Source organism: Pseudomonas fluorescens, assembly GCF_001708445.1.
Taxonomy (GTDB): Bacteria; Pseudomonadota; Gammaproteobacteria; order Pseudomonadales; family Pseudomonadaceae; genus Aquipseudomonas; species Aquipseudomonas gorinensis.
Map to the genome: position 1 here is coordinate 2,764,880 of NZ_CP015637.1, position 14,251 is coordinate 2,779,130.

Here is a 14,251-nt window from a genome sequence, read left to right on the forward strand (position 1 = left end):
GAGAAAACGACATGGCAAAACCCTTGAGCGAATACCACCGAAAGCGCGATTTCGAGATCACTGGCGAACCTGCGGGTGACTCGAAACCCAACAAGCGCCAGGCATCGGCGTTGGCGTTCGTGATTCAAAAGCACGATGCGCGCAGCCTGCATTACGACTTTCGCCTGGAACTCGACGGGGTACTCAAGAGCTGGGCAATACCCAAGGGCCCCAGCCTGGACCCCAGCCAGAAACGCCTGGCCGTGCATGTCGAGGATCACCCCTTGAGCTACGGCAGTTTCGAGGGCAGCATCCCGGCGGGCCAATATGGCGCCGGCGATGTGATCGTATGGGATCGCGGCGTCTGGCAACCCCATGACGATCCGCAAAAAGCCTACGCCGCCGGCAAGCTGAAATTCACCCTGGTCGGGGAGAAACTCGCCGGCGACTGGACCCTGGTGCGTACCCGCCTCAAAGGCAGCGGCGATAAGCAGCAATGGCTGCTGATCAAGGAACAGGATCAGCAGGCACGCCCGAGCAGCGACTACGATATCGTCCAGGCACAGCCCCGGAGCGTGCTCAGTGATGCATCGGTGGGCACGCCGACGACCGCCGCCAAACCCTCCGCGAAAAAAGCCTCACGCAAGAAAACGCTCGCCCTGCCCGATCAATTCGCGCCTCAACTGGCCACCTTGGTCGACCGTGCACCGGAGGGTAACTGGCTCTACGAAATCAAGTTCGACGGCTACCGCATGTTGGCGCGTATTCGTGACGGCGAAGTGCGCCTGTTCACGCGCAACGGCCATGATTGGACTGACCGCTTGCCGCGCCAGGCCAAGGCCCTGCAAGCCCTGAAACTCAAGGACAGCTGGCTCGACGGCGAAGTGGTCAGCCTCAATGGCGATGGCTTGCCGGATTTCCAGGCCCTGCAAAACGCCTTCGATATCGGACGCAGCCTGGACATTGTCTATTACCTGTTCGACGCGCCGTTTCTGGAAGGCCGCGATCAACGGCAAGACCCGCTGGAAAAACGCCGCGCTGCGCTCAAGGCGGCCTTGGCCGGTAGCAAGAGCAAACTGTTACGTTTCTCCGAGGCGTTTGCCGCCAACCAACACGATATCTTCGAAAGCGCCCGCGACCTGGCATTGGAAGGCGTGATCGGCAAGCGTGCGGGTAGCCCCTATGTATCCAGTCGCAACACCGACTGGATCAAGCTCAAATGCCGCCTGCGCCAGGAGTTCGTGATTGTCGGGTACACCCGCCCCCAGGGTTCGCGCAGCGGGTTTGGCGCGCTGTTACTGGCGGTCAACGGCGATGCCGGGCTGGTCTATGCCGGGCGTGTCGGCACCGGGTTTGATCGGGCCGCGCTGCAGGACATCTACGCCCGGCTTACGCCGCTGCAGCGCAAGACTTCACCCCTGGACAAGCCACTGACCCGCGCCCAGGCCCGCGGCGTGCATTGGGTGGAGCCGCAATTGGTCGGCGAGGTGCGATTTGCCGAGTGGACCCGGGAAGGCGTGGTACGCCAGGCCGCGTTTGTCGCGCTGCGTTCTGATAAACCGGTGCAACAGATCATTCATGAGCAGCCACGCGCGGCCAAATCGCTGCAAGCACCAACGGCCCGGAAGTCCGGCGCGCCCAGCACCGTCGCCGGGGTGAAGATTACCCACCCGGAGCGGATCATCGATCAGCACAGCGGCACGCAAAAACTGCAACTGGCGCAGTTCTACGACAGCATCAGCCGTTGGATCCTGCCCTTCCTGCACCATCGCCCTGTGGCATTGCTCCGTGCCCCGGAAGGTGTGGGGGGCGAGCAGTTCTTCCAGAAGCACACAGAGCGCCTGGCGATCCCGCATCTCCAGCAACTGGACCCGGCGTTGGACCCAGGTCACGCCCGCCTGATGGAAATCGACAGCACCGCCGCCCTGGTGGGCGCGGTGCAGATGGGCACCGTGGAGCTGCACACCTGGGGCGCCACCTCGGACAAGATCGAGACCCCAGACCTGTTTGTGCTCGATCTCGACCCGGACCCCGCACTGCCGTGGAAAACCATGCTGGAAGCGGCGCAACTGACCTTATCGGTGCTGGATGAATTGGGGCTGCAAGCCTTTATCAAAACCAGTGGCGGCAAGGGCTTGCACCTGGTTGTCCCGTTGGCACGTCGCGACGATTGGGACACCGTGAAAGCCTTCGCCAAGGCCATCGCCCAGTTCATGACCCAGCAACTGCCGGAGCGCTTTACCGCCACGTCAGGGCCGAAAAACCGCGTCGGCAAGATTTTCATCGATTACCTGCGTAATGCCCGTGGCGCCAGCACGGTCGCGGCCTACTCGGTTCGGGCACGACCCGGCCTGCCGGTATCGGTGCCGGTCAGCCGTGACGAATTGAAAGGGTTGCGCGGTGCCCAGCAGTGGACGGTGGCCAACCTGCACGAACGCTTGCAGGGTTTGAAGGACAACCCGTGGGCGGGTTATGCCAATCGACAGAAGATCAGCAAGAAGATGTGGGACAAGCTGGGCGCGACTCCACCTGAGTAAGTCGCGCCGGCCCAGGCTCAGATCAGGATGAAGATCAACGCCAGCACTGCGAAAATCGCCCACTTCTCCAGGTAGTAGCGCGTGCGATTGCGCTTTTTCAGCTCTTTGCCACGCAGGCGAATCTTGTACAGGCGGTTAAAGGCGCGGTTCAGGCCACCGGTTTTGTCGCCGTCATCATTGGGCGAGCCGGCTGCCGCCATGACCGTGCGGCTGAACCAGCGGTTGAACGCCGCCGCCCAGCGGTATTTCATCGGTCGTTCAATATCACAGAACAAGATAAGACGGTTCTGCGCGGTGGTGTTTTCCGCGTAGTGAATATAGGTCTCGTCGAACATCACCGGCTCGCCATCACGCCAGGAATAGCTTTCGCCATCCACATTGATGTAGCAGCCGGGATCGTTAGGGGTGTCCAGACCCAAGTGATAGCGGTAGGAACCGGCATAGGGGTCGCGGTGCCGCACCAACCGGGAACCTGGTGGCAGCTCGGCAAACATGGCCGCCTTGATCGAACCGATGCTCTGCACCAGCTCAGTGGTACGCGGGCACAGCTTCATCGCCGAAGGATGACTGTCGCCGTACCATTTCAAATAGAAGCGCTTCCAACCTGACTTGAAGAACGAGTTGAAACCCACATCGTTGTACTGATCCGAGCGCTTGATCGCCCCTTCCCGCATCAGGTTCTCGCCTTCCTCGCGGATTTCCTGCCAATGCTCCTGTAACGGGCTCAGGTCCGGAAAATCGCTGGGCGACAGGAAGGGCCGGCTGGGCAGCTTGGAGAACAGGTAGAGAAAGCAGTTGACCGGCGCCAGGAAGGTCGAGTGATCGCTGAGCTGGCGGCCCAACTTATGCCGCACCCGGCCACGCAGGTGGACATACGCAATAGAGGCAACGTAGAGAGCAACAATGATGAGTTTCAAGAGATTTCGTCACAAGTCAGAAGAAGACAGGCTGCTCCTGCGTGCCCACGACGGCCGAGGATTGGATAGCAGCACCTGAAATCACAATTCACATAGACGCAGCATGACCGGCCGGGTGACAGACCGGTCATGCGCATTGGCCGTTATTTAGCCACATCTTGTAACCAAAAGTTAACTAAGATTTGTGAAAAGCTGTCTAGTGAGTGTGCTTTTGAGGGTGTGGAAGATGACGGTCGGGCATCGATCAGATCCATCCCACATCTGATAGCGTCTCAGGTGATTTAATCGTCCTCCCTTCCCAAGACCGCCTGCAATTAGCCCTTCAACAAAAAGGAATTTGTATGTCATCCATTTCAGACCCGGACTACCAAGCCCTTCAAGGTGCCTGGGAGCAAACTTCGCTCGAAGACAGTGGCGTGCTTAACCCGGTGGATGCCCATAGCGCGCCTGGTGCTCTAACCACCATTACAGGCGACCAGTTCACCGTGACTACCACCACTGGAGCAATATTACTGGCTGGCCGATTCTTCCTGGACAGCAGCGCAGTGCCCAAGCGCATTACCTGGGTGGACGCCATGGGCGAAGATGCGGGTAAGCAACTGCCTGCCAGCTACCGCCTCGAAGGGGATGATTTTGTGTTCATTGCCGCAGATGAAGGCATGCCCAGGCCAACCGTCTTCAGTACTGGCCCAGGTCAGACAATGAGGACCTTTGTACGCCGGCGGTAAGCGTATACACCGCGCAAACTTGCGACCGCATTTTCACGAAGCGTTCACTTCGCGGTCTATAGAGTGAAACCTACCTACTCCAGTGAATCCCTTAGCCCGCCTCTACGTGCGGGCTTTTTTTGCGTGCCGAAAAGGTCGTTATACGCAGCGCTTGGTCGCTGTCAGGGTAAAGCACAAGGGCAATTGCGCCGGCTGATCCTCATACTGATCGTAGAGTTCCTCGCGATTGCAATGCGGGTATTCCTGCAAGTGGCCGATCTGCAGGCCCGCCGCAATCGCTCCGTTGACCAGGCTGCCCAGGGTATGCACGAACCAATAGGAGGTTGGACCGGTGGTTTCAGCCAGCCCTTCGTACACGATGGATTCCTGCAGCACAAAGGGCTCACGCTGAAAGTAGGCGCTGGCGGGCCGCAACGGGTCGCTCGCCCGCGGGTCGAACACCTCGAGGAACGGATGGGTTTCATACATCACCAGGGTGCCACCCGGCTTCAAGGTACTGGCAACGTGCCGCATGAACAACGCCACATCGGGCATCCAGCCCAGTACACCGATCGTCACTAAGGCGACATCGAAGCGTTCGTGCAAGCGCTCGGGTAGTTGATGGATATCGGTTTCGATGAATTCGGGGCAATGGGGCGACACGGCAGCCAGCTCTTCGGCCTGTTGCAGGAAGGCCCGGGATTGATCGACCCCGACGACCGAGCGCGCGCCCAGGCCGAACAGCGACAGGCTTTCGCGGCCGTTGTTACAACACAGTTGCACCACATCCTTGCCCTCTACGCCGACCGCTTGCAGCAGCGCGGTGATGGTCGGGTCCAGGCACGAAAACCTCGGGTTGACCACCGCGCCCAACAACGCTTTCCAGGTCGGCGTGTCTTTGTGCAGCCTGGCGGATGCATCCCAGGCGTCCTTATTGCTGGCAATTGCTTGTTGAGCCGAGGGCATGTCCATTGCATCTCCTAAGAATCAGTGCGGCAAGCTTGGGAAAATAGGCCAATTGCCTGTCAGATAAAACCCTCTGCGCAGGGGAAACTTCCCGGCAAGCCCGAAGGTCATTAAGCCAACGGGTGTCCAGTCCTTGAACACCGCTCCTCGAAGATCGCACCGTGGCCCATCACAACGACCTGCGCACCACCTTGTCCCTGGACAGCCTGAATTTCTTCCTGGCCGATGTGCGTGACGGCCTGGGACCGTACCTGGCGATTTACTTGTTGGCCGTGCACCAATGGGACCCGGCCAGCATTGGCGTGGTCATGACCCTGGCCGGGATCGCCGCCTTGATCACCCAAGGCCCGGCAGGCGCGCTGATCGATCGCACTCGCAGCAAACGCGCGGTGATCGCGGTTGCGGCGCTATTGGTCACCGCCAGTTGCCTGATGCTGCCCTTTGTCAGTTCGTTCAGCCTGGTGGCGCTGACCCAGGCCGCCAGCGCCGTTGCAGCCTCGGTGTTTGCCCCGGCGATCTCCGCGATTTCCCTCGGCATCACCGGGCCACGGGCCTTTACCCGCCGCACCGGACGTAATGAAACCTTCAACCACGCCGGCAATGCCGTGGCTGCGCTGCTGGCCGGTGGCCTCGCCTATCTGTTCGGGCCGGTGGTGGTGTTCTACCTGATGGCGTTTATGGCGGTCGCCAGTATCGTCGCGGTCAGTTGCGTGTCGGCCAAGACGATCGACCATGAGGTCGCCCGGGGCTTCGATCCTGCCCATCACACCGCGCATGAGCAGCCATCCGGCGTGGCCGTTTTGCTGGCCAACCGGCCGTTGCTGCTGTTCGCGATCTGCTGCGCGCTGTTTCACTTGGCCAATGCGGCCATGCTGCCACTGGTCAGCCAGAAGCTGTCGCAGATCAACTTGCACATGGCCACGCCACTGACCTCGGCCTGCATCGTCGCCGCACAACTGGTAATGGTGCCGATGGCCTGGCTGGTGGGCGCCAAGGCCGACCTGTGGGGGCGCAAACCGCTGCTGCTGATCGGCTTCATGATTCTGCCGTTGCGGGGCGTGCTGTATACCTTGTCCAACGATCCCTATTGGCTGGTCGCGGTGCAGATGCTCGACGGCATCGGCGCGGGCATTTTCGGCGCGCTGTTCCCGGTGATCGTCAAGGACCTGACCCAGGGCACCGGGCGTTTCAACGTCAGCCTGGGCGCGCTGTCCACTGTGTTTGGCCTGGGGGCGGCATTGAGCAACAGCCTGGCCGGTTTCGTGGTGCAACAAGCCGGCTATAACGCCGCGTTCCTGACCCTGGCCGGTGTTGCCGCCGTGGCCTTGGCGCTGTTGTGGCTGGCCATGCCGGAGACGCTGGAAAAACCATCTTTCGCGTGCCATACAACTGTCGCCTGACATATGCGACAATGCGCGCCAAATTCCAACACACATCCCCCATTTTTTGCTCAGCGACCGGGTTTCGCGCCTTGATGTCGCTGTTGACGCATGCCTGGAGGCTCACGCCGCCACGCTCGCAACCCATTGATAGGTAAAGTAATTGATCTCCACAGCTAACATCACCATGCAGTTCGGCGCCAAGCCGCTCTTCGAGAACGTCTCGGTCAAGTTCGGCGCCGGCAACCGGTATGGTCTGATCGGTGCCAACGGTTGCGGCAAGTCGACCTTCATGAAAATCCTCGGCGGCGATCTCGATCCGTCCGGCGGCCAGGTCATGCTGGAACCAAATGTTCGCCTGGGTAAACTGCGCCAGGACCAGTTCGCCTACGAAGAATTCACCGTGCTCGACACCGTGATCATGGGCCACGAGGAGCTGTGGAAGGTCAAGGCCGAGCGCGACCGCATCTACTCGCTGCCGGAAATGAGCGAAGACGACGGCATGGCCGTGGCCGAGCTGGAAACCGAATTCGCCGAGATGGACGGCTACACCGCCGAATCCCGTGCCGGTGAGCTGCTGCTGGGCCTGGGCATTCCCCTGGAGCAGCATTTCGGCCCGATGAGCGAAGTGTCCCCTGGCTGGAAACTGCGCGTATTGCTGGCCCAGGCGCTGTTCTCCGATCCTGAAGTGCTGTTGCTCGACGAACCGACCAACCACTTGGACATCAACACCATCCGCTGGTTGGAAAACATCCTGACCCAGCGCTCCAGCCTGATGATCATCATCTCTCACGACCGTCACTTCCTGAACAGCGTGTGCACCCACATGGCTGACCTGGACTACGGCGAGCTGCGCCTGTTCCCGGGCAACTACGACGAGTACATGACCGTGGCGACCCAGTCCCGCGAGCAATTGCTGTCGGACAACGCCAAGAAGAAAGCGCAGATCTCCGAACTGCAATCCTTCGTCAGCCGCTTCTCGGCCAACGCCTCGAAAGCCAAGCAGGCGACTTCCCGTGCCAAGGCGATCGACAAGATCCAGCTGGCCGAGGTCAAGCCTTCGAGCCGCGTGAGCCCGTTCATCCGTTTCGAACAGACCAAAAAGCTGCACCGCCAGGCAGTCATCGTCGATCGCATGGCCAAAGGCTTCGACGGCAAGCCGCTGTTCAAGGACTTCAGCTTCCAGGTCGAAGCCGGCGAGCGCGTGGCGATCATCGGCCCGAACGGTATCGGCAAGACCACCCTGCTGCGTACCCTGGTCAACGAACTGACCCCGGATGCCGGTAGCGTCAAGTGGACCGACGCCGCAGAACTGGGCTACTACGCCCAGGATCACGCGAGTGACTTCGAAAACGACATGAGCCTGTTCGACTGGATGGGCCAGTGGACCCAAGGCGAGCAAGTGATCCGTGGCACCCTGGGCCGCATGCTGTTCTCCAACGATGAGATCCTCAAGTCGGTCAAGGTCATCTCCGGTGGTGAGCAAGGCCGCATGCTGTTCGGCAAGCTGATCTTGCAAAAGCCGAACGTGCTGATCATGGATGAACCGACCAACCACCTGGACATGGAATCCATCGAGGCGCTGAACCTGGCCCTGGAAAACTACCCCGGCACGTTGATCTTCGTCAGCCACGACCGTGAGTTCGTATCGTCCCTGGCCACCCGCATCATCGAGTTGAGCGCCAACGGCGTGATCGACTTCAGCGGCACCTACGACGACTACCTGCGCAGCCAAGGCGTGGTGTTCTAAAAGCAGCGACCTGAAGTGGCGAGCGGGCTTGCTGTGGCGAGCGGGCTTGCCCCGCGTTGGGCTGCGAAGCGGCCCTAAAACCAAACACCGTGTTTTGCCTGGCAGAACGCGGTGTTTTTTTATTGGGGCTGCTTCGCAGCCCAACGCGGGGCAAGCCCGCTCGACACAGCAAACTCACGCTGCCCCCGGCAAGCCTATTCATCAGCCAAATTAGTTAGGCTGCTTCCTTTTCCCCCAAGCCCTTGCCATGATGCGCTCACCGCCCGCCCGCGAACGAGCACCCATGCCTGCCGCCACCCCCAGCTCATTGTCGATCACCCTGCAGATCGTCTCCATCGTCTTCTACACCTTCATTGCCTTTATCTGCATCGGCCTGCCGATTGCGGTGATTCCAGGTTATGTGCATGAGCAATTGGGCTTCAGCGCAGTGGTGGCCGGGGTCACCATCGGCTCGCAGTACCTGGCCACCCTGCTCAGCCGCCCCATGGCTGGGCGCATGTCCGATACCGTGGGCACCAAGCGTGCGATCGTGCTGGGCTTGGCCGGTATCCTGGTCAGTGGCGTGCTGACGTTTGTCGCGACACTGATGGAAAGTCTGCCGGCGCTGAGCCTGGGCATCCTGATTGCCGGGCGCTTGTTGCTCGGCGTGGCCCAGGGCCTGATCGGCGTGGGCACCATCAGTTGGTGCATGGGCCAGGTTGGCGCCGAGCACACCGCACGCTCGATTTCCTGGAATGGCATCGCCTCCTATGGCGCCATTGCCATCGGTGCGCCGCTGGGCGTGGTGATGGTTGCCGAGTACGGCTATACCAGCCTCGGGGTCGCGCTGGCGGCGCTGGCAGCCCTGGGCCTGGTGCTGATCCGCAACAAACCTTCGGTGCCGGTGGTACGTGGCGAGCGTCTGCCGTTCTGGGCAGTATTCGGGCGTATCGCACCGTTTGGCGCCAGCCTGTGCCTGGCCTCGATCGGCTACGGCACCCTGACCACTTTTATCACCCTGTATTACCTCAATCGCGGCTGGCAAGGCGCGGCCTACTGCCTGACGGTATTCGGTGTGTGCTTTATTGTCTCGCGCCTGGTGTTTATCTCGGCCATCAGCCGGTTTGGCGGCTTCAGGGCAGCGATCGCCTGCATGATCATCGAGACCCTGGGCCTGACCCTGCTGTGGCTTGCGCCGTCCACCGGCGTGGCATTGATCGGTGCGGGGCTGACCGGCTTCGGTCTGTCGCTGGTGTACCCCGCGCTGGGTGTGGAAGCCATCAAGCAGGTGCCCAACAGCAGCCGGGGCGCGGGGCTGAGTGCCTATGCGGTGTTTTTCGACCTGGCCCTGGCGATTGCCGGGCCGTTGATGGGCGCCGTGGCGCTGAACCTGGGTTACGGCTGGATCTTCTTCTGCGCGGCGCTGTTGTCAGTCACGGCGCTGGGCGTGACCCTGCTGCTCAAGCGCCGCGCTTACTGATCGGCCGTCTGCAAACCGGCGCGGGTGGACTGCCCCAGGGTGTGACTGAAAAAGCGCCCGGCCTCGGAGATCAGGTCGCGGTGAATGCCTTCGCGGTCGACCCCATCGGCGTCGGTGCAGATCGCCGGCATCAACGCCAGCTGATCGCTGTCGCACGGTGCCATGAATACGAAGTGCCCTGCCCCGGCCAGCAACTTGAAGTCCGGCGGTTCCGGCAACTTGCGCGCCAGGGCGGCGGCATTCTTGTCCACGGCCACCAGCTTGTCGCCGTCGCCGCTGTAGAGCAGCACCGGCACATGCACATCGGCCAGGGTATGGCGGCCGAACATCAAGCTCAGCGGCGCCATCAACATCAAGGCATGGATACGCGGATCGGATTGCGGCTGCAGGTCATCGCGGTCTACCACCAGTTCACCCTTGGTGGTGCAGGCATCGCGGTCTTCCGGGCGCTCCTGGCAATAGCGGCGCAGGCGGTCGAAATCAGGCTTGGCGCCCGCCAGGATCAAGGCGGTTTCGCCACCGGCCGAGTAACCAATGACCCCCACCTGATCGACGTTGACGAACGGTGACAGCATGGGGTCCGCCAGGGTCGCGGTGATCGCTTCGGAAATCTGGATCGGCCGCCCATACAGGTTGCTGACCGTGCCCAGGCGACTGTGATCCTTGTAGTTGTCGCCGGGGTGCAACACCGCCACCACCACAAAGCCCTTGCGCGCCAGCGAGGTGGCCAGGTCATGCAGGGCCAGCGGCGTGCCGGTGTTGCCGTGGGACAGCATCAACATCGGGAAGCGGCCGATGGCAATCTTGGAATCTTCGGTGGCGGCGACGCGATAAGGCCCCAGCTGCGTGCTGTGCTCGTCGTCGGTGGAGGGGTAGAACGCAACGGCTTTCATCGGCTGCAGATCCAGCGGATCGAGAAACGTCATGCGATGGAAGCCCACGCTCCAATGCGGGTGCGGGGCGGGTGCGGCGTGCACTGAAACCAGGCCGCCGAGCAGGGAAAGAACCAAAACAGCACAAAGACGCATCATGAGGATGTCCACCTTTGCTGTGCAACCACGCTCAACACCCGCGGCATGTCTGATTGAAAAGTCCATGGTTCAAGGTACTCGCACCGAGTGATATACCCATGCTGCATAACCTGGGCCAAAGTAAAGACTGCGCGCAAACGAAAAAACTCCGTACTCCGATCACTTTTCAGGCGATCAGAATACAGAGTTTAGGCGCCCGGCTTCGGATTGAAACCGGTCAACGGCGAAATTTACACAAGCCTTACGCGGCGGCGAACAATTGTTCGTTGATGAGTACGTTGGCGTCGTTCAGGGCTTTGCTGCGAGCGTCGTCGCCGTACGCCAGGCCGTGGGCACGGACGAATTCGATGTCGGTGATACCGAGGAAGCCCAGCATGACTTTGAGGTATTCCTCATGGGCTACACCCGTTGCCTGGCCAACATGCAAGCCACCGGACGTGGAGACGATGATGACTTTCTTGTTGCCGCACAGGCCTTCCGGGCCGGCTTCGGTGTAACGGAAGGTCTGGCCGGCAACCGCGATGCGGTCGATCCAGGCCTTGAGCTGGGTCGGAATGGTGAAGTTGTACATCGGCGCACCGATCACAACAGCATCGGCGGCGAGGAATTCAGCCAGGGTCGATGCGCTCAGGTCAGCCTCGTGTTTTTGCGCAGCATCACGCAGGTCAGCGGCAGTCCCCAGGGCCCCCAGGGTCGCGCCGGAGAAGTGGCTGATACCTTCGTTGGCCAGGTCGCGATAGGTGACTTCCACACCCGGCTCAGCCGCTTGCCAGGCTTTGACCACGCCGGCAGTGAGCTGACGGGAAGCCGAGTTGTCACCGAGGATGCTGGAATCGATATGCAACAGTTTCATGGGAAAGCTCCAAATAAGGTCAGCGGTAAGGATTAGATGGTGTTAAGCCTACGCATGAAACCAATAGCCGATAAGGTGGTTGAAATGCGATAGTTCGTCCCACTGACAGGACAATAGGCCCATCATGCAAGACCTCAATGACCTCTACTATTTCGCCAAAGTCGTCGAATCCGGCGGCTTTGCGGCGGCCGGACGCCTGCTGGGGATTCCCAAATCGCGCCTGTCGCGGCGCATTGCCGAGCTGGAAGAACGCTTGGGCGCGCGCCTGTTGCAACGCACCACCCGGCAATTGACCCTCACCGCCGTCGGCGAGCGCTACCTGCGCCATTGCCAGGCGATGCTGCTGGAAGCGGAAATGGCCGATGAGGCCGTGGCCAGCATGTCCAGCGAACCCCGCGGGCGCCTGCGTGTCAGCTGCCCGGTAGGCATGGCCCAACACATCCTGCCGGAACTGGTCGCCGGGTTTCTCGCCGCCCACCCGTTGGTGCAACTGGAAATGACCCTGGTCAACCGTCGCGTGGACCTGGTAGCCGAAGGCATTGACGTGGCCCTGCGCGTACGCGAGCTGGGCGATGAAGACCCGCTGCTGGTGACCAAGCGCCTGCGCCAGGCCCAGACCGTGCTGGTTGCCAGCCCCGAGTTCATGCGCAGCCGGCAGGTCAACGACCTTGATGACCTCAAGCAACTGCCGGTACTCGGCGCACTGGAAGCCGACCGCATGGTGCACCTGCGCGTTCTCGACCCCCAGGGCAATCCCCAGGACCTGGTGATGGAGGCGCGGCTGGGCATCGACGACTTTATCGTGCGCAAGGCCAGCGCGATCATGGGGCTCGGCTTTACCGTACTGCCGATGATGTATTGCGAAGAGGAATTGGCCAGCGGCCGATTGGTACAGCTGTTGCCGCAGTGGTCGCTGCCAGGCGGCTGGCTGCAGGCCGTGTACCCGCATCGGCGCGGCGTACTGCCGGCCATTCGTGCCTGGATCGACTACCTGGAAGAAGGCTTCAAAGACTGTGGAGACCGCTTGCTATGAACATGACCGAAGCACAAGTCGCACACTTCTGCCTGAGCCTGCCGGGCGCGCGGGAAGACTACAAATGGGGCGGCGTACGGGTGTTCTCGATCGCCGGCAACAAGATGTTCGCCGTGCAGCACCTGCGCGGTGACTCGTTGGCGTTCAAGGTCGACAAAGACCTGTTCCTCGGCCACGTGGATCGCCCAGGCATCCACCCGGCGCCGTACCTGGCACGCGCACAGTGGATCATCATGAACACGCCCTACCCGTTGGGCGCCGAGGAGTTGCGTGGCTTGTTGCAGCGCTCCCACCAGCTGGTGGTGAGCAAGCTGCCCAAGCGCACGCAGATCGGGTTGTTGCTAGAGGATTGAACCCAAGGTGCCGCCCAGGAATAACTGATCCAGCCAGAACACCTGGTGCAACAGCACGATTGCCCAGAACAGCACCTGGTAAGACACCTTGCGCGTCTTGTGGCGGAACACCTGTTGGGCAATCAACGCCCCCGGCCAGCCACCCGCCAGCTCGACGGCGTGCAGGATGTTTTCCGGGGTGCGCCAGCTGTCGGTACGCGCCTTGCGCTTGTCGTTCCAGTACAAAAAGAACGCCACCACGCTGACCACGCCATAGGCCACCAGCGGGATCACCGTTTCACCGCGCTGCCACACCAGCACCGACCCCAACAGCGGCGCCGCGCACAACAACGCGAAGATCAGCGCCTTCAGGCGCGGGTGTTGAATCGTCATGCCTTGGCCGCTGCCCAGTCGATCCAACCGAACTGCCAGGTCGCCAGGATCAGCAGGCCGAAGGCAATCCGATACCAGGCAAACACCGCATAGCTATGGCTGGCGATGAACTTGAGCAGACCCTTGACCGCGATCATCGCGAAGATGAACGAGGTGACAAAGCCGATGGCGAACACCGGCAGGTCGGCCGGCTGGAACAGGTCACGGTACTTGTAGCCCGAATACACCGCCGCACCGACCATGGTCGGCATGGCCAGGAAGAACGAGAACTCGGTGGCGGCCTTGCGCGACAGGCCGAACAGCAGGCCACCGATAATGGTCGAGCCGGAACGCGAGGTGCCGGGGATCATTGCCAGGCACTGGGCAAAGCCCACCTTCAGCGCGTCTTTCCAGGTGATGTCATCGACGGTCTCGGCATGCACTTCGTGTTGGCGGCGCTCGGCCCACAACATGACGATGCCGCCCACTACCAGCGCCGTGGCCACGGTGATCGGGTTGAACAGGTAATGGTGGATCAGGTTGGCGAAAATCACCCCCAGTACCACCGCCGGCAGGAACGCGATCAACAGGTTGAGCGTGAATCGCTGGGCGTTGCGCTGGGTCGGCAGGCCGGTGACCACGTCGAGAATCTTGCGCCGAAACTCCCAGACCACCGCGAGGATCGCGCCGAGCTGGATGATGATGTTGAACGCCATGGCACGTTCGCCGCCGAAGTCGAGCAAGTCGGCGACGATAATCTGGTGGCCTGTGCTGGAGATGGGCAGGAACTCTGTCAGTCCTTCCACCACGCCGAGTATCAATGCCTGTGCGGCGGTCCACAAATCCATACTTCCCCCAAAGGTCTTGCGCTACGGCAAGCCTCGCTAGTCTTTTTAATGGTTCACTGACAACGAGCGCACTAAAGTGCCCGGTGTT

Annotated in this window: 13 protein-coding genes; 7 read left to right on the forward strand and 6 right to left on the reverse strand. The window is 61.2% G+C overall.

Annotated features, from left to right (window positions below; genetic code table 11):
• The first annotated feature begins 11 nt into the window (after positions 1-11).
• Positions 12-2,516 carry a DNA ligase D gene (gene ligD, locus A7317_RS12315; RefSeq protein ID WP_069075920.1) on the forward strand — a complete coding sequence of 835 codons (2,505 nt, stop codon included), beginning with the start codon at positions 12-14 and terminating at the stop codon, positions 2,514-2,516.
• A gap of 17 nt (positions 2,517-2,533) precedes the next feature.
• Here ligD and lpxO read toward each other — a convergent pair whose 3' ends face one another.
• On the reverse strand, positions 2,534-3,433 hold the full coding sequence (gene lpxO, locus A7317_RS12320) for a lipid A hydroxylase LpxO (protein ID WP_024075301.1): 900 nt from the start codon (positions 3,431-3,433) through the stop codon (positions 2,534-2,536).
• Between the two features lie 341 nt (positions 3,434-3,774).
• On the opposite strand from lpxO, the gene A7317_RS12325 reads away from it, so the two are divergent.
• Positions 3,775-4,161: a TIGR03067 domain-containing protein gene (locus A7317_RS12325; protein ID WP_069075921.1), complete on the forward strand. Its 387-nt coding sequence runs from the start codon at positions 3,775-3,777 to the stop codon at positions 4,159-4,161.
• 138 nt (positions 4,162-4,299) lie between these two features.
• Here the strand turns inward: A7317_RS12325 and A7317_RS12330 are convergent, their stop codons facing one another.
• Positions 4,300-5,112, reverse strand: a complete 813-nt coding sequence (locus tag A7317_RS12330; protein WP_024075298.1) for a class I SAM-dependent methyltransferase — start codon at positions 5,110-5,112, stop codon at positions 4,300-4,302.
• A 155-nt stretch (positions 5,113-5,267) separates the two neighbouring features.
• Between A7317_RS12330 and A7317_RS12335 the strand changes: the two genes are divergently transcribed.
• The 3 genes from A7317_RS12335 to A7317_RS12345 all read left to right on the forward strand — a co-directional run bounded on the left by A7317_RS12335 (position 5,268) and on the right by A7317_RS12345 (position 9,694).
• The gene (locus A7317_RS12335; protein ID WP_069075922.1) at positions 5,268-6,506 is read left to right on the forward strand and encodes an MFS transporter; all 1,239 of its coding nucleotides are present in this window, start codon (positions 5,268-5,270) and stop codon (positions 6,504-6,506) included.
• 142 nt (positions 6,507-6,648) lie between these two features.
• The gene (locus tag A7317_RS12340; protein WP_024075225.1) at positions 6,649-8,235 is read left to right on the forward strand and encodes an ABC-F family ATPase; all 1,587 of its coding nucleotides are present in this window, start codon (positions 6,649-6,651) and stop codon (positions 8,233-8,235) included.
• 283 nt (positions 8,236-8,518) lie between these two features.
• On the forward strand, positions 8,519-9,694 hold the full coding sequence (locus tag A7317_RS12345) for an MFS transporter (RefSeq protein WP_069075923.1): 1,176 nt from the start codon (positions 8,519-8,521) through the stop codon (positions 9,692-9,694).
• Here A7317_RS12345 and A7317_RS12350 read toward each other — a convergent pair.
• Together A7317_RS12350 and A7317_RS12355 are read right to left on the reverse strand one after the other, a co-directional pair.
• Positions 9,688-10,725, reverse strand: coding sequence for an alpha/beta hydrolase family protein (locus A7317_RS12350; RefSeq protein ID WP_024075223.1), 1,038 nt, complete (start codon positions 10,723-10,725; stop codon positions 9,688-9,690). The genes A7317_RS12345 and A7317_RS12350 overlap by 7 nt on opposite strands.
• Positions 10,726-10,966: 241 nt before the next feature.
• Positions 10,967-11,578 carry an FMN-dependent NADH-azoreductase gene (locus A7317_RS12355; RefSeq protein WP_024075222.1) on the reverse strand — a complete coding sequence of 204 codons (612 nt, stop codon included), beginning with the start codon at positions 11,576-11,578 and terminating at the stop codon, positions 10,967-10,969.
• 124 nt (positions 11,579-11,702) lie between these two features.
• On the opposite strand from A7317_RS12355, the gene A7317_RS12360 reads away from it, so the two are divergent.
• Both A7317_RS12360 and A7317_RS12365 read left to right on the forward strand, forming a co-directional pair.
• A complete protein-coding gene (locus A7317_RS12360) occupies positions 11,703-12,611 on the forward strand; it encodes a LysR substrate-binding domain-containing protein (protein WP_024075221.1) in 909 nt (302 codons plus the stop codon).
• Positions 12,608-12,964, forward strand: coding sequence for an MmcQ/YjbR family DNA-binding protein (locus A7317_RS12365; RefSeq protein ID WP_024075220.1), 357 nt, complete (start codon positions 12,608-12,610; stop codon positions 12,962-12,964). Before A7317_RS12360 ends, A7317_RS12365 begins: the two co-directional genes overlap by 4 nt.
• Here the strand turns inward: A7317_RS12365 and A7317_RS12370 are convergent.
• Both A7317_RS12370 and A7317_RS12375 read right to left on the reverse strand, forming a co-directional pair.
• Positions 12,953-13,336, reverse strand: coding sequence for a DUF1294 domain-containing protein (locus A7317_RS12370; protein WP_024075219.1), 384 nt, complete (start codon positions 13,334-13,336; stop codon positions 12,953-12,955). The genes A7317_RS12365 and A7317_RS12370 overlap by 12 nt on opposite strands.
• Complete coding sequence (locus tag A7317_RS12375; protein WP_024075218.1) at positions 13,333-14,163, reverse strand: undecaprenyl-diphosphate phosphatase; 831 nt, start codon at positions 14,161-14,163, stop codon at positions 13,333-13,335. Before A7317_RS12375 ends, A7317_RS12370 begins: the two co-directional genes overlap by 4 nt.
• Positions 14,164-14,251 lie beyond the last annotated feature (88 nt).

What these genes read in the sequence shown, in the direction of transcription:
- A7317_RS12375 (WP_024075218.1), bottom strand. Translation starts at nt 14,163, where the DNA reads ATGGATTTGTGGACCGCCGCACAGGCATTGATACTCGGCGTGGTGGAA.
- A7317_RS12350 (WP_024075223.1), bottom strand. Translation starts at nt 10,725, where the DNA reads ATGATGCGTCTTTGTGCTGTTTTGGTTCTTTCCCTGCTCGGCGGCCTG.
- A7317_RS12345 (WP_069075923.1), top strand. Translation starts at nt 8,519, where the DNA reads ATGCCTGCCGCCACCCCCAGCTCATTGTCGATCACCCTGCAGATCGTC.
- A7317_RS12355 (WP_024075222.1), bottom strand. Translation starts at nt 11,578, where the DNA reads ATGAAACTGTTGCATATCGATTCCAGCATCCTCGGTGACAACTCGGCT.
- A7317_RS12325 (WP_069075921.1), top strand. Translation starts at nt 3,775, where the DNA reads ATGTCATCCATTTCAGACCCGGACTACCAAGCCCTTCAAGGTGCCTGG.
- A7317_RS12330 (WP_024075298.1), bottom strand. Translation starts at nt 5,112, where the DNA reads ATGGACATGCCCTCGGCTCAACAAGCAATTGCCAGCAATAAGGACGCC.
- A7317_RS12360 (WP_024075221.1), top strand. Translation starts at nt 11,703, where the DNA reads ATGCAAGACCTCAATGACCTCTACTATTTCGCCAAAGTCGTCGAATCC.
- ligD (WP_069075920.1), top strand. Translation starts at nt 12, where the DNA reads ATGGCAAAACCCTTGAGCGAATACCACCGAAAGCGCGATTTCGAGATC.
- A7317_RS12370 (WP_024075219.1), bottom strand. Translation starts at nt 13,336, where the DNA reads ATGACGATTCAACACCCGCGCCTGAAGGCGCTGATCTTCGCGTTGTTG.
- A7317_RS12365 (WP_024075220.1), top strand. Translation starts at nt 12,608, where the DNA reads ATGAACATGACCGAAGCACAAGTCGCACACTTCTGCCTGAGCCTGCCG.